The organism is Dysgonomonas sp. UBA7630, from assembly GCF_002483985.1.
Taxonomy (GTDB): Bacteria; Bacteroidota; Bacteroidia; order Bacteroidales; family Dysgonomonadaceae; genus Dysgonomonas.
Genome location: NZ_DLIY01000029.1, coordinates 26,164 through 49,190, shown reverse-complemented (window position 1 = coordinate 49,190; position 23,027 = coordinate 26,164). Strand labels below are relative to the sequence as shown.

Sequence of the window (23,027 nt, the reverse complement as noted above, 5' to 3'; positions counted from 1 at the left end):
AGGATAATAGAAAGATACAAATACATACAAAGAAGAAGGATCTCATAAACCAATGAGATCCTTTATTTTTTACAATGCCAATGTTTCTTTGTATATTCGTCATATATTTAGAATAAAGGAAAAACCAGATTCCTTAAGCCCAATAAAAAATCTAACGTAAATAACATTTGAAACATATCTTTCTAACGGAGAACAATTCCGAGAAAAGTAAAGATCTAATAATATTTTATCATGAATAAAGTTTGTTTTATCCTTTTGTTTAGCCTTGCCCTTATTTCTAGTCTAAAGAGTCAGCAGAATTACTTCCGGAATCCCGTTATTCATGGAGATATGGCAGATCCCTCTGTAATAAGAATAGGTGATACCTATTATGCAACTGCTACCTCTTCCGAATGGGCTCCGCACTATCCGCTATTTACTTCAAAAGACTTGGTAAACTGGACGCAGATCGGACATATATTTAAGAAGCGACCCGAATGGACTTCCAACTCTTTTTGGGCTCCCGAATTGTTTTATCATAACGATAAGGTCTATTGCTATTATACGGCACGACGGAAGTCTGATGGGATATCATACATAGGTGTTGCTACAGCAAATAGTCCTACCGATGAATTTACAGATCATGGTCTTCTGGTCGAATTCGGGAAAGAAGCGATCGATGCATTTATCTATGACGACAATGGGCAGCTGTATATATCATGGAAGGCGTACGGGCTCGATAATAGACCGATAGAGATACTCGCTAGTAAATTGTCTGATGATGGCTTAAAATTGATTGGAGAGCCTTTCTCGTTGTTGAAAGATGATGAGCGGATCGGGATGGAAGGTCAGTACCATTTCAAGAGAGGAGATTATTATTATATCGTTTATTCACCTCATAGTTGTTGTGGTCCGCAAAGTGATTATGATGTATATGTTGCCCGTTCAAAGAGCTTCAAAGGTCCTTATGAGAAGTATTCTGGCAATCCGATTCTGCATGGAGGAGGTGGAGATTATCTATCCTGCGGACATGGAACAGCAGTAGATACTCCCGATGGTCGTTTGTTTTATCTGTTTCATGCCTACTTCAAAGGTGAAGGCTTTTTTGCCGGCCGACAACCTGTATTGCAAGAGATGTATATGGAAGACGATAGTTGGCCACATTTTCGCACAGGAACAGTCGGTAAAGCAGAGCAAGCTATGCCATATCCCGGAACTGTGCAGATGGGAGTTGCTGATTTTGAAGATAGATTCGAAGGTAGTACGTTGAAAATAGATTGGACTTGGAACTTCCCTTATTCAGATATAAAGACTGAAGTTCGGAATGGAAAACTTCTGCTTAGCGGCACTCCAAAACAAGGGAATGATTGGGGAACAGCATTATGCTTACGTCCGCAAACGCCTTATTATACTTATGAAACATTGGTGAATAATAACAATAAGAGTATAAAAGGGCTTACCATGTATGGAGATGATAAGAATCTCATAGTATGGGGTGTATCGGATGGGAAGTTAGAGTTGAAATCGATAAAAGATGGTCAGCAATCGTTGATCTATAATTCAACAATATCGCAGAAGCTTGTCTATCTCAAGGCTTTGGTAGAGAACGGTTGTTATATGACTTTCTATTGGAGTAAGGATGGGGAAAACTGGACGAAGATAAATGAGACTCCTATCCAAGCCGATTATTTAACCCGATGGGATAGAGTAGCTCGTCCCGGAATAATACAAATAGGAGACACTTCTCAGCCTGCTGAATTCTCTTACTTTAAGATGACGAATATAAAACAATAAAAAAACTGCCTTAGGAAGTGAATTTCTAAGGCAGTTTCTTTTATCTTCTTATCAAATAGTTTGCTTGCCTACCTGAATGCTTACTTTCTTACTCTTGTCTTTTCCCCAAAGCAATGTTAGCTCGAAAGCAACGTTCGAATCAATCGTAACCGATGGAGTTTCATCCGCCGAATTACGCTTATTAACCTTAAACGAAACCAAGCCGTCGGGGCCGTATGGATAACGCTCTATCCCATGTGCTTCGGTCTGAGTAATATCCCATATCACAGAATGATTGGCATAGTCGGAACGGATACCTAAGATATACTCTATAAATACCGCAATAGGAGGAAGACCTGTCCAACCTACAAAGTCTTTGCGAGCCATAAATCCCGGTTCGGCGGCTTCGGGTGCATAATATTCCCAGAATGTTCCTGTGTTCTTGTATACTTCAAAAACATTATTGTAATGATTCTTGGCTATCTCCTTCGCTTGTTTTGTGTATCCTTTCTTATCAAGTCCCGTGATGACCATATAGTTTGTTCCCGGCCAAACACCACCTTGCCAGTAGCGTCCTCTCGGGTTATATTTCGGGTTGTCCGCCGAAAGAGATGGAACTCTGTGCGGACGGTTGAATGTTTTAGGATCGTCCAAATGCTTCACCATTCTATCCAGTTGCTTAGCATCCAATACATCGGTATGTAATGCCCAGAATGCAGGTATTCCCATTGTTGTACTCAGACTACCATCAGCATACTGATCGTACAGGAATCCTGTCTTTTCGTCCCAAAGATTGTCGTGTACATATTTGGTAAGCATTTTTATCTCGTCCTCAAATTCTTCGATCTCTTGCCAGCGTTCGAGATAGAAACCTATTTCGAGCAATACATTTGCCATCAATATTTGTTGCAGGCATGCATCCAGCCATACCATGTGTCCATTACTATATATCATATTATACTGAGGCTGCACACGTGGCATGTTGTCCATACCTGTACCCCAGCCGCTCGACCAGTATGTCCCATTTGGCCATGTACGGTTTAGTTTCAGCCATTTGTAATATGCACATAGTGCCGGGAATATCTTTTCTAAGCGTTCGTTATCGCCATACTGCTTGTAGTATAACATCTCACTCCACGGCAGAAGGTTAGGCCCGGTGCTTGTCGGGTCGTAACGCTCGAAGCAATCTGCTCCATCGGCTTTGATCTCGCGGCAAATGAATCCATCGGGATGCTGTTTAGCGTAGAAGTTATCCAATGTATGTTGGAATGGGAAAAAGCGGTATCCGTAGCGGGCAAACATCATCATAAAAGATGAATCCCACATAAAGATATTTCCGTTATAAGCTGTATCCAGATAACTGGAAACAAAGCCCGAACCTTTTTGTGGTTGACGGATATTGCTGATAGCTATTTGCCATGCTTTCCAATACATCTCTATTTCTTTCGCATGACCTTCCCAAATAGGACTGGGCAATATATTCTTAGCCTCTTCGAAGCTTTTAGGAATTACTTCCTCGGGTTTTGCTATACGGTATTCATTCTCCGTAACCAAAGCTTCCTTCACATACGTATTTTTGTATGGCAGGTTGTATTTTGGAGGTACCTCTTCATTTTCTTGAGAGAAGAGATTGAATGTTACGATACAGCTTAGAATAATTAAACTAACAAGTCTTTTCATCTTAGGGTATTATAATCGATTTTTATTGTTACTTTTCTACAAATATACTGTTTTTATATATGCTTTATAACCTGTGTGATATAAATAAAAGGTGACAAAAGTGACACTTTTTATTCTGTTTTTTATCTGTCACCTTTTTCTATTTTTTATCAAGCTCAACGAAGAGAAGTATCATCTCCGGTAGGATAGAGTAAGAAACATAAGACAGCGTCCTTATATAGATAAACTATTTTGCAATATACAACATATTATCAGGAATAATATCTTCTCTGATACTGCGGCTCGAAACACCTACCTCGAGGAATTCTCCCATATAGTTTTCGAAATACAATAATTTCAATTCGTGATATCCTGCTTCGAGAGCAATCTTTCCTTCGGCACGTTTCAGGCTGTGAGAACCATCGTTGTCAACAACGATTTGTCCGTCAATGAATAACTTCGAACCATCGTCGGAGAAAGTATAAAATTGATAAACGCCCTTTTCGGGTATTTTGATATATGTTTTGAATACAAATGCCATAGAATCTTTAGCTGTAGCAGAGGCAATCGAAAAATTGTTCAACGTACCTTCTTTTACAAGCCTAGCAGAAGCGATCATATCTGTATGCGTAAGTTTAAAATCGGCTTCGTAATATTTGTATTCTACTCCTTGTTGTTTTACCTGAATGTTTTTAGCAGGCAAATATTTTGTTGCTTGTTCGTCGGCAGAAGACAAGCCTGAAGGATAATAATATTCAAACTCGATACCCTTCGGTGTACGTATCCATGTGTCGAACTGATTTTTGCCTTCATACATTTTGATAATGCGTCCGCCTCTTTCTAGTTTACCGTAGGCGTCGACCCCTGTTGTCCGTCCGAATGCGAGGGCTATTCCCTGATCGATTCCTATATAGTCGTTATCGTGGTCGTGCCCTACAAACACTCCCATTACGTCCTTCTTCTCTACCATCGAGCAAAACATTCCTGAATTTATTTCGGGAGAGGCAACGCCTTCTTCTTTATTGCCGATGGTCTTTTCTTTTCCAACAACGTTGTTATACTCCAATACAGGAATATGGAAGAATGCAAGAGCAGGAAGCGGTGTTCCGCCGTTTTGTGCGGTATATTTATCACTTGTTTTTCTGTACCAGTCTATCTGATCGAAGTGTATCCAGTCGTAATGACCGTACTTGTGTGCAGAGGGTTTGTTGTGAGAGTCGATGCAATATAATACAGCCGCAGTCTTAGCTCCTTTTGATGCCTTAACTTCTAACGGATAGTTTCCCGATCCCGATAGCTCCGGTCCTTTTTCTCCGATAAAGTAAGGGTAGTTTGCGATAAGATCAAAAACCTCATCACGAGTAAGCCCTGCTTCTTCATCGTGATTACCCAAGGTGACAGCCCATGGAGTTTTAGCATCTTCAAATATTTTACCAATAGATTTCCAGCCATCTTTGGCAGGCATATCGGTTACTACGTCACCTGTAAGAATCGCAATATCCGGCTTTTCGGTTGCCAAAACATGCTTGATCACATCTACAGTCTTGCTGCAATTAGGTGAGTTGTTGCTCCAATGCAGATCTGTAAATTGGGCGATCTTGAAATAACCGTCCTTATTGAATTTCAGTTGTATGTTATTCTTTTGTGCGAATGATGTCATTGCGCAAAAGAGAGTTACGAGTATTAGTGTATATTTTCTCATGGTCTTTATCTGTATTCTCTCTGTCATACCGAGTGTAACGAAGTATCTCGCTTCCTTTTTATAGAAATGTTCAGCTTTGGGATGCTTCGTGCCTCAGCATGGCAGAGATGGTATAATTATTTTTTACAATCCTAATAATTTTTTCATTTTATGAAAAATCTGAGTATTCTTATACACTCCTATGAATTCGGATGAACCCGGCCCGTAAGAAAATACAGGTAGCATAAGCGGAGTGTGGTCGTCGGTCATATAGCGGGCAGTGAGATGTCCGTTGGCAACATTTCCGTCCACCAATGTAAGCCCCCCTGTTTCGTGGTCGCCTGTTACTACAACCAATGTCTCTCCATTACTGTCTGCAAACTCAAGGGCTGCTTTCACCGCCAAGTCGAAACTTAATGTTTCCATTACAGAACCCGGAAAAGAATTGGCATGTCCGGCATAATCTATTTTTGCACCTTCTACCATCAGGAAAAACCCTTTGTCATTTGTTGTCGATAGTTTTTTTATTGCCTGATTTGTGGCGTCGGCAAGCATTGTCAGCGTTTCTTCAGATGCAGCCAGATCCATTCGTTCGTCAATACAGATAACCTTCTTGTTGTCGGCATTGATATCGTCAATAGATGTACTGATTCTATACTGTTTTTTTAATTCGCCCAAAATATCCTTACCATCGTTCCGACGTGTGAAAACAGACATTCCCGCACCGTTCAGAAGGGTTAGTTTTCCATCGAGCAAATACGAAGTTATCTCGTCAGAGTTATCTCTTTCTACCGAGTGTCCGTAAAAAGCGGCAGGGGTAGCATCGGCAACATTACCCAGTGTTACAACTCCGCAGGCATATCCCGCAGCATACATTACATCTGCCATCGATGGGTATGCTACTCCATCTTCACTCATACTGATATGACGGTTGTTGTGTAGTTCGCCTGTCGCTAATGCGCTGCCTCCTGCGGCAGAATCGGTCGTATAGGCATCTTTTGCACTGGTGTTTTGCAATCCCACATATTTCATGTTGAATATTGTAAGCCCGTTTCCGTTTTTGTAATTGGCATTATTTACTGTAGCTCCTGCCTGTAGTTGAGCAAGTCCTGTACCGTCACCAATAAGGAATATGATGTTCTTGACAGGCTTGTTGCTTCCATCATTTTTGTAAGTAGGGGTATATACGTTGATACCTTTCGATAGTTGCAGAAGCTTGTTGTTAAAACCTTGAAATCCAACAGTTGTTCTATCCAGCCTTTTGGCACGTGCTACATCATCGGTTATATCTTCATTCTTCCCTATTTGGTAATTCTTATTGTCGAAATGCGAGAAATAATCGGCACAGGCTTCAGGGCGGTCGGTATTAATGTAATCTATGCCTAGATTGTGGAACGTATTCCATGCGGTAACGCCATCGGGAGTTCCCCAAAAACGGATAGGCTTGCCCAATGCGTGTACTTCATTGATCACTTTTACGACTTTCTCCAACTCGGCTTTTTTAATAGATCCTTTACCGTTCCATACCGAATAGTCGGCAAAAGAAAGGCTTATCATTGCTATTCTTTTCAGCTGTTCGGGGGTATAGTCTGTTTTATATCCATCGAATGAAATGAATGACGGATATTTAGAATAATCTTTCTCGGCAGGACGATTACCTGATATAACAACCTTTACGGCATAAGGGTTAACCGTAGCGTCGAAAACCTGAGGATAGGCTTTCAGTTTGGATACTAATATATCCAAAGTCGGATTTGCCGGAGTTTTCAGATCTACCAAAAGAATAAGTGTTTTATCTGAGTTTTTCCAAGGTCTTCCTCCGTTTTGTTCAAATAGATTGACCAATGGGGTGATGTATGCTTCGTCTATAGTCGGGGCATTGGCTACGTCCTTTAGGTCGTGTGCCACCTTCAACTCATTGGCTTTCCCTGTTGTGTAAATATCAGCTTCTATAGATGCTACTTGCTGCGCATAAGCCTGATAAAACGGAACTCTTTGCTCGTAATCGTTATGAGAGTGAATGAGTATCCGTTGTTGTGCATTGATAGATATATTTATCAACCCTGTCAATAAGACTAATAAATATATTTTGTTTAAAATATGTCTCATGATTAAAAACCTTTTTTGATTGTTGTTGACTATACTTCGTTACACGCAGGATAGCACAAATTCTATAATTATTTTATTTCTATTTGAGCAACTACTACAGAATGGTCTGAAATGAATATATCGTCCAATTTTTCAGGGAGTACACTGTGTTTAGCTACCTTGATGCCTTTGCTTACAAAAACATAATCGATAAACTCACGTCTTTCCATTGGTACTTTTCCAAATCCGTGGAATGTCCAGTCTGTACCGCTTTTCTCTACTGCAATATCTTTCGAATGGATAAGATGTTCAGGGCTATTCACATCTGTAACGTGTTTGATTACATCCGATTCGGGTGTCGCATTAAAGTCTCCCGTCATAATGATAGGCAAACCGTTAGCAAGAGCGTTTGCTCTGCTTAGCAATAATGTCACACCTTTCTGACGCGCTATTTTACCCACATGATCGAGGTGTGTATTGATAAAGAAAAGTTGTTTTTTGCTGCTTATATCCTCCAGTATAGCCCACGTAGCGATGCGCTCGCAAGCGCCATCCCAACCTTTAGACCCCGCCACTTCGGGGGTTTCGCTCAGCCAGAAGTAACCGGATTTTATTTCTTTGAATCTATCCTTCTTATATAATATAGCACTGTATTCTCCCTTTTCGATACCGTCTTCACGACCTACTCCTATCGCATTATATTCGGGTAGGCGAGATTTTAAGTCGTTCAGCTGGTTTACAAGCACCTCTTGTGTTCCTACGATGTCTGCATTCTGATTCTTTATTGTCTTTGCCGCAACATCTTTCCTGTACTGCCAGTTGTTCAGGCTGTCGTCAGGATTATCGTAACGAATGTTGAAGCTCATTACATTGAAGTCTACCGGCTTGCTATTACATGAAGCCAATAATACGATTACAGCAAGAAAATAAAATAACTTTTTCATCTTATCAAGGTTTTTTATTTTATGAATAAATTAGATGCTGGTATATTCTCAAACTTCTCGGATGTTGGTTTTTTCCAACCCCAACTCAGGTGCTCTCCTTCGTAATCCTCAAAGTATTGGAGCTTGTATGTGTGGTGGCCTTTTTTCAGGGCAATTCGGCCGGTGGCAGATATGGCTGCATGCGAACCATCGTTGTCAACTATCTTTATATTATCAACATACAAGACACTGCCGTCGTCGGAGGTAGTCATGAATTCATAGACGCCATCTTCTGGTACAAAGATAATACCTGTGAATATAAATGCAAAATGATCTGCTTGTTTTGCTCCGTTTATTGACGGTTCGGCTATTATTCCTTTCTCTACGAGAGTTGCTTTTTGTATCTGGTCTACAGCACTAAAGTATCCTTCGTAATAATGAAAGTTTGTACCATTCTCTTTGGCCAAGGCTGATACAGGGTTCTTAAACACAGCTTTTGTGGCTTGAATCGTAAATATACGGCTCGGGATAAATCCATCTTTATATGCACGAGCTTTGATCGTTGTAGTTGCTGCTATTTCTATTGGCTCGGAATAGAGAGCAGACTCTTCGGTTGGCTCTTTCCCGTCGAGGGTGTAATAAATTTTCACATCTTTTGTCGCCGAATGCAAATCAACAGTTGTATTGTCAATGAAGAGATCCAGATCTTTTGTTGTATATGGTATCGAAACAATCTTTCCTGTAGTCATCGAATGCGGATAGTCAGATTCTGCTATGCCTCTGGACTTGTTCGGTGTGGATGACAAGTTGAAATCGAGTACCCCTCCTTGCATCAGTTCTTGGTAGGTGACATAATTAGCAGCTATCTCTTTTCCGTTGAGAGAAACTTTGTTGATATACATATTCTTTTCAGGGTGATTAGCCTTGATAGTCAATGCCTTTCCGTTCGCTAATTTAATTGTTGCTTTTTCAAACAGCGGAGTTGTCAACGAAAATTCGTTCGACCCCGGGCATACAGGGTAAATACCCATACTGCTGAGGATATACCAAGCAGACATCTGTCCGCAATCTTCGTTGCCACTGATTCCCTCAGGAGTCGGCTGATACATCTCCGATAGTATGCGGCGGGTCATAGCCTGGGTTTTCCACGGCTGACCAACATAATTGTATAGGTATGCCATATGATGGCTCGGCTCGTTGCCGTGCGCATATTGCCCTATGAGTCCTGTGATATCAGACATGTGTCCGTCAACTTTCGACTCCACAACAAAGAGGCTATCCAGCTGCGAGGTGAATTCGTCTTTCCCCCCGAAGAGCTGTATAAGACCATTTACATCATGCGGTACAAAGAATCGGTATTGCCATGCAGTAGCTTCTGTATATGCACGTCCCGGTTCAAAAGGATTGAAAGGGCTGTCCCAATTTCCGTCCATACGTTTGCCTCTAAAGAATTTGGTATGTCCGTCAAATACATTGATGTATGATAGTGCTCTTTCCGTATATACTTTGTAATCATCATCTTTCCCTAACTCTTTTGCCATTTGCGCAATACACCAATCGTCGTATGCATATTCGAGAAGGCATGACACTGACTCTCGTTTTATGTTTGAAGGTATAAATCCGTATTTGATATAATAGTCAGAACCTTTTTTGTTTTTATCGGACGAAACCTTCATGGCTTCATAAGCCTTAGCAATATCAAAACCTCGTATTCCTTTCATGTAAGCATCAGCAATTACCGATACCGAGTGATAGCCGATCATAGTCCCTGTTTCTCCGGCAGACAGGGGCCAGATCGGAAGTTCGCCCGAGGCATCATACATATCGAGGTAAGAGTTGATAATATTATTTACGAGTGTAGTATCTGTTAGTGTAACGAGAGGATTCCATGCTCGGAACGTATCCCAAATGGAAAATGTTGAGTAATATTTCTCTCCTTCGGGTAATATGCTAACCTTCATATCATGGCGGCGAAACTGTCCGTTTACGTCGCTCATTATATTGGGTACTACTTTTGAGTGATATATGGCGGTATAGAAGTTTTTCAAATCATGTTCGCTTCCGCCTTCTACAACGATTTCTGATAACGCTTCAGACCAAAGGTTGCGGGCTTGATTGTGTACTACATCAAAGTCGAAATCTTCCACATCGTGGCTCAGGTTTTTTCGTGCATTCTCTTCACTTACAACCGAGAAAGCAACCTTGGCTATAATAGGTGTACCATCCGAAGAGCCAAATTTGAGGACGGCTTGTTGATTATTCGTTTTAGGTTTGGCATCCTTGTCCAGAATGACACCATCGTTAACTAAGTCGAAAGACTGAATATCTTTTGAAAATTGAGCAACGAAGAACACATACTGATTGGTTACCCATCCCTGAGTTCTTCTCATTCCCGACACTTCATTGTTTGCCGATTGCCTGATAACGAGTGAGTCGATAACTTCTTCGGCCAACACATGTGCCATGTCTATAATTATGGCTTGGTTTTTATCTTTATCGAAGGTGTATCGGTGTACACCTGTATATGTTGTAGCTGTCAGTTCAGCTTTAATTCCTTCTTCTTTGAAATCAACCGAATAATATCCGGGTGTGGCTTTTTCGTCTTGATGCGAAAAGGCAAGAGGCTCGAAAATATAACCTTTCGATACTGGTTTTATGTCTTTGGTGGTAGGATGGAAAAGCACGTCGCCCAGATCGGCACAGCCTGTTCCACTAAGGTGTGTGTGCGAAAATCCTAAAATAGAAGAATCGCTATAATGATAGCCCGAACATGCATCCCAGTCTCCTGTGCGGGTGTCGGGACTCAACTGTATTGCTCCATACGGAGTGGTAGCTCCGGGATATGTGTGTCCATGAAAACCTGTTCCGATAAATGGGTCTACATAGTCGATAGGGTTTTTAGGTAGATTTGTACAGCTAATTAAAAATCCAATAATAAAGGTTGATACGAATATTTTCTTCATTAAGTTTTATATATTAATTACAATTGCCTCAATTTATCATTAAGAAGGAACTATCCAAAATGTATTTTCTACTTCTGCGACAGTTCCTTCTCTATGACAATATCAAATTTCTGTTTTATTTAAAGTTCGAATAACCATCATTCGGGTTATTAACCAATAAATAATCAGTGTTTTCTATCTCTCGTTGCGGAATCGGGAAGTGTGCATCTTTAGCCGGATCGAAAGTTCTAGGACCTCTTGGATCGCTTGCGGTTGTTGCAGCAGCATATACTTCTTTTGCTAATCCCCAACGAACAAGGTCGTAATGACGTTCGTCTTCATAAGCTAACTCACAACGGCGTTCTTTAACCAAATCATTGAATGTAGGAGCCGATATTGCTTTTGAATTGTCTCCGCCAAATGCTCTTACTCTAACTTCGTTGAATGAAGCAGCAGCTGCTGCCACGCCTTTAGTGCGATCGTTCGGACCTCCTCCGGCTAAAAATATTTCGGCTTCGGCATGGATAAGTAATACATCAGCATAGCGTAAAAGAGGCACATCTGCTCCGGTTTCCCAGTTCCAACCTGTAAGATCATTATATGCAGCAGAATATTTTGTTCCCATATATCCTGTACTCATGTCCTTAATAAGGGCACTGGTAAGCGTTGTTTGTTTACCTAAGAAGAAAACATCATCACCCGCACCTTTAAGCGTTACCAAACGGCGAAGGTCTCCGCTTGAGGTTAGGTTTGGTTTTTCGAATGCATCGAACAAACTTTTGGTAGGAGCAAAGTAATACCATCCTGTACCACCCGAAAGAGTTCCCGAAAGAAGGATAACAGATGTTACTGTTCCTTGGTTTCTCACCGGCTTGTTAGTAAGATTGAAAAGTACTTCTTCATGCTTTTCTCCTGCCGGAGAGAACAAGTGCGCATAACCGTTATTATTTGTCTTGTCTAAAGAATACTTGCCCGAGTTGATTACTTTTTCTGCAGCAGCTTTAGCTTCGTTATATTTACCCCAATGTGCATATACTTTTGCAAGAAGCCCGTAAGCAGCACCTAGTTGTGGACGACCTTCAGCACCTTTCTCTCTGGTCCAAAGACTTTGTTTCTCGAAATGAGAAATGGCTGTTTTCAAATAATCTTCGATGCGTGTATATGTCTCGGTTTTTGTTTCGCGCGGCTTGTTTATTTCCTGAGGTTTGTTATAATCATAGAATGGCAATCCTCCATATCTTTTTGCTAAATGGAAATAAGCAAAAGCACAAAGGAAATTAGCTTCACCAAGAATGATATCTTTGTTTTTGTCAGACATTTCAATGTTAGGCGCATATTTCATTACGTCATTCGAGCGTCTGATTACTTTATACATTATTCTCCAGTTAGAGAACTGTCCGCTTGATGCATTTGTTGTTGTTCTGAATTCGGTGAGGGCTTCATCGTCGCCTTTGCTGCGATTGATTACCATATCGTCGCTGGCAGCACCTACCCACCAGTGTCCGCGCCCGAAACCTTCTTCTTCATAAAAAGGGGCATAGGCAGCATCTAACCCTAATTGAGCATCGGCTTCTGTATTCCAAAAGTTTGAAAGCCCGTAAGGTTCCCTATCTAAATCACACGATGTGATAAAAATGAATGGGATGAATAGTAATAATTTATATAGTTTCATGTTTTATTCGATTTAAAAGTTAATATTTACACCCATAATGAAAGTTCTAGGCTGAGGGAATTGTCCTCTGTCCACACCTATTTCGGTAACTCCGTAACTATCCAATTCATTAGCATAAGTTTCACCTAGTTCAGGGTCGAAGCCTTTATAGCTGGTGAATGTAAGCAGGTTCTGTACGGTAGCGTAAACTCTTAGTTTTTGCAATCCTAATTTTTTGATTGTGTTTCTGTTGAAAGTATAACCTAAGGTAAGTGTTTTTAGTCTTAGGTAGTCACCTTTGTCAACATAGTAATCAGACATCCTGCGGTTGTTGTTGGTATCCTTGATTGTAACTCGTGGCCCATTCCCTCCGGGGTTGTTTGTTGGGTGATAACGGTCTAGGATNNCGAGGATCAACGAACATACCTTCATATTTGATGGCGTTGAATATATCGTATCCGGCAACACCTTGGAAGAAGAAGCTAAGATCGAAACCTTTATACTCAAGATCGGCTCCAAGTCCATAAGTGAAATCAGGGAATCCGCTACCAATATTTGTTTGGTCGTTAGAGTCTATTTTTCCATTACCATCCAAATCGAGGAACTTAAGGTCTCCAACTTTTGCGGCAGGTTGTATTTTTTCTCCTTTTTCATTTACGTAAGTATCTATTTCTTCCTGAGATTTGAATACACCTCCATTTTTATAACCATAGAAGTGTGCTATCGGTTCGCCCACTCTTGTTCTTGTGATGTTGGTACCACGGTAAGAACTTGTAAACATGTTTCTGTTTCCTGTACCCATAGAAAGAACTTCATTTTTAACCTTGCTGAAATTGCCGTATGCGCTTATATTAAAGTCCTTAACTTTAGTATTGTATGATAGGTTCATATCAAAACCACGGTTGCGCACTTCGGCAGCATTTACCATCATTCCTCCGTCTACACCGGCTAATGAAGGTACAGGGATCTCTAACAATACATCTGACGATTTTTTGATGAAATAGTCGAATCCGAAATCAAACTTGTTGAGGAAGCTGATATCTAAACCTAAGTCTGTTTGAGTCGTTACCTCCCATTTCAGGTCGGGATTCGCTAATGTAGACTCATATCGTCCAAAACCTGCAGTTTCTGTACTGCCAAAAACAGTGTTGTATCCATCATTATCTGTTGTGTTGGCAATAAGCACTTTGGTAGGATAATTGCTTCCCATATCCTGATTTCCTAATTTACCCCACGATGCTCTCAGCTTTAAGTTTTGAATTGCTTTTTCTTTCAGGGTTTCAAAGAAAGACTCTTCTGAAATACGCCATCCTCCCGAAACAGAAGGGAAGTATCCCCAACGNNCAAATTTAGAAGAACCATCGGTACGGAAGTTTGCTGATAATAGGTATCTGTCTCCAAATGAATAGTCGAGTCGGGCGAAATAAGAATTCATAGCCCATTCTTCGCGACCACCTTGCATCCATGCTATATTGGTAGCAGCAGAAAGATAACGTTGCGATTTATCTTCGGAGATAAAACCTGTACCGCGAGCATTTGTATATTCAGAGTTGAATGCTTCGTAAGAAGTACCTCCCAAGAGCATAAGCTTGTTAAGTCCGATCACTTTGTCATACTTCAATGTAGTGGTTGTGATCCACTTTGTATCTTTCCATCCTCTTTCGGTAAGTTCATTTGTATTGGACGCACGTCCGGCTTCAGGTACTCTGGTGACAAACCATTTGTCACCCCAATCGGACCAATCATAACCTAAATCTGTTTTGATTGTGAAATCGTTCAAAAATTTGTACTCTGCATATACATTTCCAAATATACGGTCGCGAGTACGTGCACGATCCGATCTGTCTAATACAGCTACCGGGTTTCTGAGGTCGGCGCCTAATTCTCCACTTCCGCTATAGATGCCTTTGGCTTTGTTTTCGTAGACAGAAACAGAAGGATCGAATTGAAGTGCAGAAGCAATGGCTCCATTTGCTCCCATTTCCGGAACCAGCATTTGCTTAGAGTGTGTGATCATCAAGTTTTCTCCAACCTTGAAGTTTTTGAAAACCTCCAGTTCTGTATTTATACGCAGTGTTGTACGGTTGAAGCTCGAGTTTTTTAGAAGTCCGTCTTGTTTAAGATGGGCTCCCATGATATTATACTTGAATTTATCGGAACCTCCAGAGAGCGATAGGTCATAGTTAGCCTGATAAGCAGCACTTGAGAAAATCTCATCCTGCCAGTTTGTTCTGCTCACTTTTGCAAAATCAGATGTGTAATAATCCGGAGCCGTTTTGTCGTATCCGTCATATTTTATAGCATTGTCGTATGCCTCCAAATGGATCGTATTACGTTGTGCTGCATTCAGAACATCTATTTTTCGTTGAGCCATCGAAACTCCATGATGAGTATTGAATGCAATATTCACTTTGTCGGATTTACCTCCCTTTTTAGTCTGAATAATAACAACACCGTTTGCTGCACGTGAACCGTAGATAGCCGCAGATGCAGCATCTTTCAATACGTCGATACGCTCTATGTCGCCCGGATTGATGTCGTTCATATTATCAGCCGGCATACCGTCGATTACATAAAGTGGTTCGTTGTTACCAAATGTACCCATCCCACGGATACGGATAGAAGTTCCCGATCCCGGAGCTCCACTACTTTGCAGTACGGTAACACCCGACATACGACCTTGTAGCGCACTATTGATACCGCTTACTGACATATCGTTGAGGCTCGACATTTTTACGGATGATACTGCTCCTGTCAGATCGGCTTTTTTCTGTGTTGTATATCCTACAACAACAACTTCGTCCAAAGCCTGAGTATCTTCTTTGAGGACGATGTCTAAAGTGCTCTGATTTCCTATTTTTACTTCTTGAGGAACAAAGCCAACATAGTTAAATGCCAGAACCGCTCCGCTGGGAACATTTATAGAATATTTTCCGTCAATGTCGGTAATCGTTCCTGTGGTTGTACCTTTAACGGCGATACTAACCCCCGGAAGCGTGAAGCCTTTTTCATCTTTGATGACTCCCGAAATTTCACGGCCTGTTTGTTTACTATCTTTTACTTCGTTTGTTCCGGCAACAGATAATATAATCTGATCATCTACTATGGTATAAGTGATGTTCGAATCTTCGAATAGTGAATTTAGTATTTCATTTACCGGTTTGTCTTTTACATTTATCGATACAATCTTATCTGTGTTGATAAGTTTGTCGTTGTACATAAAGTGGTAAGAAGACGCTTTTTCTATTTCTTTTAGTACAGAGCGGATAGCTCCTGTTCTATTGATGGAAATACTGTCTATCCGTTTCGATTGGACGGTGAAGGACATTAAAAATAGCCCTAAAAATAAGAGATATTTGCTTTTCCCTCCTAAAATAAATTTCATTAATGTCATGGTATATTTTTTTTAAGGTTAATGTTGAAAAATACGGGTTCAGATGGAGCAAAAAAATCCAGCCCCCTTAGAAGTAAGTGGTAATGTCTTTTCATAAATTTTCTTGTTTTAAAAAACATCATACAAATGAATATCCTTATTCTTAAGGAATCACTTCGACGATATTAAGTTTTAATTAAAAGGAATAACACATTTTGTTCATACTGGTTCGATTTTAGGTTTTAAATTTTAGATTTAAGTTTCTGAGTTAATATTATTTTTTGTCCTTGTCTTTTCCATTCCAGTTGAGGTGTACTCAATGATAGCATGTTCATTATCTGATATATTGATTCATCTTTGATCGTCGCCGTAAAGCGATATTCTTTCAAGCTCTCATCTTGTATCATAATATCTACCCCATAAACCCTATTCAGCTTTTGTACGACTTCCTCGAGCGGCCTATTGTTGAATAATAAAATCCCCTGTTCGTAAGCGTCATACTCGTTCGGTGTACTGTTTGATATTGTATATTTTCTATCTGTTTTGTTAAATACCAATCGGGTATCAGGCTTCATTGTTATCGGATGATTTAGCCTTGGCGAATTAAAATCTACAATACCTCGTTCCAGATATACCTGTATTGTATTATCTGCATCATAATCTCTTACCGAGAACTTAGTCCCATATGCTTTTACCCTTGTTCCGTCTGTCGTTTCTACATAGAAAGGATTCTTCGGGTTTGATTTTACCTCAAAAGTTCCTTCACCGTCTAAAATAACAAGTCGCTCTTCATCTGAAAACCGATCAGGATATTTGAGTGTTGACCCTGCATACAGAGAGACTTTCGATCCGTCGGGTAGAGAGATGTTTACTACTTTGGCATTCGTTGCAGCGACTTCGTTATAGGCCACAGGGCCTGTCTTGTATTTATCTATCAGCAGGTATGTGAAGCCTAATATCAAAGGAATTGTGATGATTGCAGCCGAATTGGCTAGCCAGCGACGCCAGTTGATTGTTTTCTTCTCTCTCAAAGAGAACGGTATTTCAGGAATCTCTTTGTTTATAGACAGTGCTTCCGAAGCCTTATACACAAGATTCCATTGATGGAATATCTTACGTGCTTCGTCAGAAGACGACAAAAAAGACTCAAACTCTACTTTTTCTTCAGAGCTTAGTTCTTTGTTGTGAAACTTGAATATTAGCTTTTCAAATTTTTCTTTATCCATAATAGAATTTAGTGGCTTCTATATATAAGACAGATAACTCATAGGTCACCCTATGAAAAAAATTAATTTTTGTTGAAGAAAAGGAAAAGGAGAACGTATGGCAGGAAATCTTTTAATGATACCGATAATATAATCAGCGATTTATGCATATATGCTTCTACTGTTTTTATCGAAATATTTTTTCTTTCGGCTATTTCTTTATAAGTAAGATGTTCAAATCGGCTCATTCTGAATACTTCCCTATACTTTTCGGGGAGTTCATTTATTGCTTTTTCAATCAAATTTTCCAGTTCCTCAACAGAATATAAATCGTCAGAAGTGTAGGGGTCGTACGTATTCAATATATGCTGTTCGTAAGTCATTTGTGTTTTTTGCTTTTCTATCAAATTGAGGCAGTGATTTCGTGTTGCAGTAAGTAGGTAGGAACGGACAGAGGTATTGATAAATATATTTTTTCGGTCTCTCCACATTTTTAAGAACACATCATGTATGCAATCTCTAACCGAGTCTTGATCCGATATGTATCTGTTTGCAAATACGCATAATGGTGCATAAAAAAGATTATATAGCCTGTCGAAGGCATTGTGATCATCTTCTTTTATCAGATCAAACAATCTATCATATGTGTTTTCCCTCTCCATTCGAAAACTGATATATAACAAACATCCTGCAAATGTATGATATATTTTTAGGCTTAAATGTTAATTAAGAAAATAATATGTAAGATTTCCCTTATCTTTATACCTTCCTTATATTCACAAAATAGAGGGTTAATCTTTAAATATAGACTTTGAAATAAAATATTCACCATGAAAAAATTCATTATTTTATTTTCTTCATGTTTGTTATCGTTTAACTGTGGAGCTCAGCAATGTAAAGAACAATCTCTCGTATTGAAAACTCCTGTTCAAGAGCGTCCGGCAGGACAAACAGATGTACTCGAGCTGAGAACCGAACCCTTACCTGTGGTGCGTATCGCATTTATCGGTTTAGGCATGCGAGGCCCCGGAGCTGTGAACCGAATGACTTATATTCCGGGGGTGGAGCTTGTAGCACTATGCGATGTAGAGCAAAAAAATACAGAGAAAGTAAATAAAATGCTACAAGAAAAAGGTCTTCCTAAGGCTCAGGAGTTTTATGGAGACACCTCTGTGTGGCGTAAGGTCACAGCCCTTCCCAATGTAGATCTTGTTTATGTGGCAACAGACTGGTTGTCGCACGCAAAAATAGGTATCCAGGCGATGAAAGACGGCAAGCATGTGGCAATTGAAGTTCCCGCTGCTGTAACAATGGATGAAATATGGGGATTGATCAACACCTCTGAGCAAACCAGAAAGCATTGCATGCAGTTAGAAAATTGCGTATATGATTTCTTCGAACTCACAACCCTGAATATGGTGCAACAAGGATTGCTGGGTGAAGTGATTCATGGCGAAGGTGCTTATATTCATGGATTGCAACCATATTGGGATGAATACTGGAACGACTGGCGCATGGACTTTAATAAAGCTCACCGAGGCGATGTGTATCCGACGCACGGGCTTGGGCCTGTATGTCAGGCAATGAATATACACCGTGGCGACAAACTGAACTATTTGGTTGCGATGGATACGAAGGCGATAGGTAATCCTGAGTTTTTGAAAAAGAAAAGAAAAGAAGAAGTAAAAGGTTTTCGCAATGGAGATCATACCACCACTATGATTGGAACAGAGAATGGGAAATCGATATTGATAGAGCATAATGTAACATCACCTCGTCCATACAACCGTATGTATCAGCTTACCGGGACAAAGGGATTTGCGAATAAATACCCGATAGAAGGATATGCTTTAGACAGAGAAGAACTTGACCCCGCATTGACCAAGAATCATGAAAACCTGACGGCTCACAGCTTCGTGCCCGAAGATGTGCAAGTGGCATTGATGGAGAAATATAAACATCCTATAGCAAAAGATATAGAAGATCAGGCTAAGAAAGTCGGAGGACACGGAGGAATGGACTTCATAATGGACTATCGTCTGATATACTGTCTTCAAAGGGGACTTCCGCTTGATATGGATGTATATGACCTTGCCGAATGGTGCAGCCTGATACCATTAACGGAAATCTCGCTCGACAATAATTCAGCTCCTGTAGAGATTCCCGACTTCACTCGTGGAGGGTGGAATAAAATAAAAGGATTGAAATTTGCTCAGTAATCCCCTTCGTAGACCTTTATAAAAGGATAAAGGAAAAGGAGTTGTCGGTGTTCACTTTAGTCGAAAAGGGTAGGGATAAACTTGAAAAAGAATTATTTTAGCAAAAGAGAGTGATCTCTCTATATTCTAAACTTAAATATACTTATGAAAAAAAATTACTTGATTATTTTAGCCGTATTCTGCACGGCTCTGTTTTCAATGACAGTATCAGCCCAGAAGTTATTTAATCTTAAATCTCCGAATGGTAAGCTGCAAGCTGTAATTAATGTAGGTAAAACAATCGATTATTCTATTTTGCATAACGGCGATCTTATGCTCGACAAGTCTACGATTTCCATGTCACTCAGTGACGGAACTTTCTATGGAAAAGACGCAAAGTTGTCGGGGTCATCTACAAAGACCGTAAATCAGACAATTAGTGCTCAGGTATATAAACGTAAGCAGATAAAGGATAATTATAATGAGCTTACACTCAAATTTAAAGATCACAGTATTCTCTTTAGAGCATACGACGATGGTATTGCTTACCGTTTTGTGTCTGCGTCTAAGAAGCCTTTTGCGGTACAAGGCGAACAAGTTGAGTTTAATTTTCCTGCAGACAGTAAGGCTTTTATCAACTATACGAATAAATATGAATCGGCGTCTTTTGAAGAACAATTCTTCAATTCATTCGAACAACCGTATGTTCATAATCTTTTGTCTGAGTGGAATAAGAAAAGACTTGCCATAAGCCCTTTGGTAGTAGAGGGAGTAAAGGGCAAAAAGGTTTGCATTGTAGAAGCTGACCTTCTTAACTATCCGGGAATGTTCTTATATCCGGGAGATAAAGCCAATATTCTGAAAGGGATTTTTGCACCGTATCCGAAAGATGTAGAACAAGGGGGACACAACAATCTGCAAATGGTTGTAAAATCTCGTGAGAATTTCCTCGCAAAATTTGATGGTGCTACCAATTTCCCTTGGCGTGTGGTAATCGTTTCCGAAAAAGATTCAGATTTGGCAGATAGCGATATGGTCTACAAGCTGGCAACACCGTCTCAGGGTGACTACTCTTGGGTAAAACCGGGTAAGGTAGCATGGGACTGGTGGAACGATTGGAACCTTTATAATGTAGATTTCAAGACAGGAGTGAACAATCAGACGTATAAATATTATATAGACTTCGCATCTAAATATGGTATAGAATATGTAATTCTGGATGAGGGATGGGCTGTGAATTTGAAAGCCGATCTGTTTCAGGTTGTTCCCGAAATTAATTTGCCCGAACTGGTCGCTTATGCTAAATCGAAGAATGTAGGTCTTATCCTTTGGGCAGGGTTTCATGCTTTCGATCGTGATATGGAAGCCGTTTGCAAACATTATAGCGAGATGGGAATCAAAGGTTTTAAAGTAGACTTTATGGATAGGGACGATCAGGTTGTGGTTGATTTTCACCGTCGTGGTGCAGAAACGGCTGCTAAATATAAAATGATGTTAGACTATCACGGTACTTACAAGCCTACTGGTTTGCAACGAACATATCCTAATGTGATTAACTTCGAGGGCGTAAATGGATTGGAGCAAATGAAATGGGCAGAAAACCTCGATCAGGTTACCTATGATGTTACTATTCCGTTTATTCGTCAGGTAGCAGGGCCTATGGATTACACGCAAGGTGCGATGCGCAATGCTACAAAGGGAAATTACAGAAGCGTGAATAACGAAGCCATGAGCCAAGGTACACGTTGCCGTCAGCTTGCTGAATATGTTATTTTCGAATCACCGTTGAATATGCTTTGCGACAGCCCGTCAAACTATATGGCAGAACAGGAGTGTACTGAGTTTATCGCTGCTGTGCCTACCGTTTGGGACAATACAGTTGCTTTGAATGGCGAAATTGCAAAATATGTAGCTATCGCCCGTCAAAAGGGAGATGCATGGTATGTGGGTGCATTGACAAACTGGGATGCCCGTACAATGGAACTGAATTTGTCATTCTTGGGCGAAGGCAACTTCAAAGGAGAAGTTTTTAAAGACGGTGTAAATGCCGATCGTGTTGCTAAAGACTACAAAAAAGAAATAATAGATATTCCTGCCGATCGGAAGCTTCCAATATCAATGGCTCCGGGTGGAGGTTATGTTGTGAAAATAACAAAGAAATAAAAATGATTATTCTTCTATTATAAGATAAGAGGCTGTCTCAACTATTTTGTGAGACAGCCTCTTTTATAAAAAAAATAATCACGGCTTTATTTTATATGTTGTTCAGCGCCTGATCCAGATCAGCGATGATATCGTCAATGTTTTCGATACCCACAGATAAGCGTAACAACCCTGGTATAGCCCCTGCCAAAACTCTTTCTTCGTCCGAAAGTTGTTCGTGAGTTGTAGTTGCAGGATGGATTATGAGAGATTTGGCATCGCCTACATTCGCTAAGTGGCTTATTAGTTGGAGTGAATTTATCACTTTGTCGGCATTATCACCCGATCCTTTTACTTTGAAAGAAAGTACACCACCGGCTCCTTTTTTGAAGTATTTTTTAGCCAATGCGTGGTATGGGCTGCTTTCTAGTCCCGGATAGTTTACATACTCTACTTTAGGATGTTTCTCCAACCATTTAGCAACAGCCAATGTGTTTTCCACATGGCGTTCTACCCGAAGAGAAAGTGTTTCCAGTCCTTGCAAGAGAAGGAATGAGTTGAATGGGCTGATGGTACTACCCCAGTCTCTAAGTCCTTCTACGCGGGCACGTATCGTAAATGCGATATTGCCGAATGGGCCATTTGCTCCAAATACATCCCAGAATACAAGTCCGTGATAGCTGTCGGATGGCTCTGTAAATTCAGGGAACTTACCATTGCCCCAGTTAAACTTACCACTATCTACAATCACCCCGCCAAGAGATGTTCCATGTCCGCCTATCCATTTGGTAGCACTTTCTACTACAATTGTAGCCCCATGTTCTATCGGGCGGAAGAGTGCACCTCCTGCACCGAACGTATTATCTACAATTAGAGGTATTTCGTATTTGTCGGCTATAGCAGCGATAGCTTCAAAATCAGGGATATTCAGATCGGGATTTCCGATTGTTTCCAGATAAAGGGCTTTTGTCCTGTCATCAATAAGCCTTTCGAACGAAGCCGGTTCGTCATCCGGTGTAAAGCGTGCTTCTACTCCCAAACGTTTGAACTGTGACTTGAACTGATTGTGTGTACCACCATACAGATGCGAAGTAGTTACAAAGTTGTCTCCCTGCGACAGTATATTGTTAAGTGCCAAAAATTGAGCGGAGTGGCCTGATGCTGTTGCCAGAGCAGATGTTCCGCCTTCAAGAGCAGCTATACGTTTTTCAAATACATCTGTAGTCGGATTCATCAGACGAATGTATATATTCCCAAATTTACGAAGTCCAAACAAATCGGCTCCATGTTGTGCGTCATCAAAAGTGTATGACGTTGTTTGATAAATAGGTACAGCACGTGATCGTGTAACCGGATCTACCTCTTGTCCGGCATGTACTTGTAATGTTTCAAATTTATAGTTGCTCATATTTT

At 40.4% G+C, this 23,027-nt stretch carries 14 protein-coding genes; 3 read left to right on the top strand and 11 right to left on the bottom strand.

Features of this window, described 5'->3' with window-relative positions:
• The first annotated feature begins 231 nt into the window (after nt 1–231).
• Complete coding sequence (locus B3P17_RS12875; RefSeq protein ID WP_252639484.1) at nt 232–1,773, top strand: family 43 glycosylhydrolase; 1,542 nt, start codon at nt 232–234, stop codon at nt 1,771–1,773.
• A gap of 51 nt (nt 1,774–1,824) precedes the next feature.
• Here B3P17_RS12875 and B3P17_RS12870 read toward each other — a convergent pair whose 3' ends face one another.
• The 10 genes from B3P17_RS12870 to B3P17_RS12825 form a co-directional block, all read right to left on the bottom strand.
• Nucleotides 1,825–3,432, bottom strand: a complete 1,608-nt coding sequence (locus tag B3P17_RS12870) for an MGH1-like glycoside hydrolase domain-containing protein (RefSeq protein ID WP_252639483.1) — start codon at nt 3,430–3,432, stop codon at nt 1,825–1,827.
• 226 nt (nt 3,433–3,658) lie between these two features.
• Nucleotides 3,659–5,113: a PA14 domain-containing protein gene (locus B3P17_RS12865; RefSeq protein ID WP_252639485.1), complete on the bottom strand. Its 1,455-nt coding sequence runs from the start codon at nt 5,111–5,113 to the stop codon at nt 3,659–3,661.
• Between the two features lie 123 nt (nt 5,114–5,236).
• Entirely contained in the window at nt 5,237–7,201 is a 1,965-nt protein-coding gene (locus tag B3P17_RS12860) for an alkaline phosphatase (RefSeq protein WP_252639482.1), read from the bottom strand.
• Nucleotides 7,202–7,269: 68 nt separating this feature from the next.
• Nucleotides 7,270–8,124 carry an endonuclease/exonuclease/phosphatase family protein gene (locus B3P17_RS12855; protein ID WP_252639481.1) on the bottom strand — a complete coding sequence of 285 codons (855 nt, stop codon included), beginning with the start codon at nt 8,122–8,124 and terminating at the stop codon, nt 7,270–7,272.
• 14 nt (nt 8,125–8,138) lie between these two features.
• Nucleotides 8,139–11,066, bottom strand: coding sequence for a GH92 family glycosyl hydrolase (locus B3P17_RS12850; RefSeq protein ID WP_252639480.1), 2,928 nt, complete (start codon nt 11,064–11,066; stop codon nt 8,139–8,141).
• Nucleotides 11,067–11,181: 115 nt separating this feature from the next.
• Nucleotides 11,182–12,717, bottom strand: coding sequence for a RagB/SusD family nutrient uptake outer membrane protein (locus tag B3P17_RS12845; RefSeq protein WP_252639479.1), 1,536 nt, complete (start codon nt 12,715–12,717; stop codon nt 11,182–11,184).
• A gap of 12 nt (nt 12,718–12,729) precedes the next feature.
• The gene (locus B3P17_RS12840) at nt 12,730–13,017 is read right to left on the bottom strand and encodes a TonB-dependent receptor (RefSeq protein WP_291105760.1); all 288 of its coding nucleotides are present in this window, start codon (nt 13,015–13,017) and stop codon (nt 12,730–12,732) included.
• Nucleotides 13,010–15,916, bottom strand: coding sequence for a TonB-dependent receptor (locus tag B3P17_RS12835; RefSeq protein ID WP_422653398.1), 2,907 nt, complete (start codon nt 15,914–15,916; stop codon nt 13,010–13,012). The genes B3P17_RS12840 and B3P17_RS12835 overlap by 8 nt, the downstream gene beginning before the upstream one ends.
• A 395-nt stretch (nt 15,917–16,311) precedes the next feature.
• Nucleotides 16,312–17,295, bottom strand: coding sequence for a FecR family protein (locus tag B3P17_RS12830; protein ID WP_252639477.1), 984 nt, complete (start codon nt 17,293–17,295; stop codon nt 16,312–16,314).
• Nucleotides 17,296–17,357: 62 nt separating this feature from the next.
• A complete protein-coding gene (locus B3P17_RS12825) occupies nt 17,358–17,936 on the bottom strand; it encodes an RNA polymerase sigma-70 factor (protein WP_252639476.1) in 579 nt (192 codons plus the stop codon).
• 168 nt (nt 17,937–18,104) lie between these two features.
• Between B3P17_RS12825 and B3P17_RS12820 the strand changes: the two genes are divergently transcribed.
• Nucleotides 18,105–19,493, top strand: a complete 1,389-nt coding sequence (locus B3P17_RS12820) for a Gfo/Idh/MocA family protein (protein WP_252639475.1) — start codon at nt 18,105–18,107, stop codon at nt 19,491–19,493.
• Between the two features lie 144 nt (nt 19,494–19,637).
• Nucleotides 19,638–21,635, top strand: coding sequence for a glycoside hydrolase family 97 protein (locus B3P17_RS12815; RefSeq protein ID WP_252639474.1), 1,998 nt, complete (start codon nt 19,638–19,640; stop codon nt 21,633–21,635).
• A gap of 91 nt (nt 21,636–21,726) precedes the next feature.
• Here the strand turns inward: B3P17_RS12815 and B3P17_RS12810 are convergent, their stop codons facing one another.
• Nucleotides 21,727–23,022, bottom strand: a complete 1,296-nt coding sequence (locus tag B3P17_RS12810; RefSeq protein ID WP_252639473.1) for an O-acetylhomoserine aminocarboxypropyltransferase/cysteine synthase family protein — start codon at nt 23,020–23,022, stop codon at nt 21,727–21,729.
• Nucleotides 23,023–23,027 lie beyond the last annotated feature (5 nt).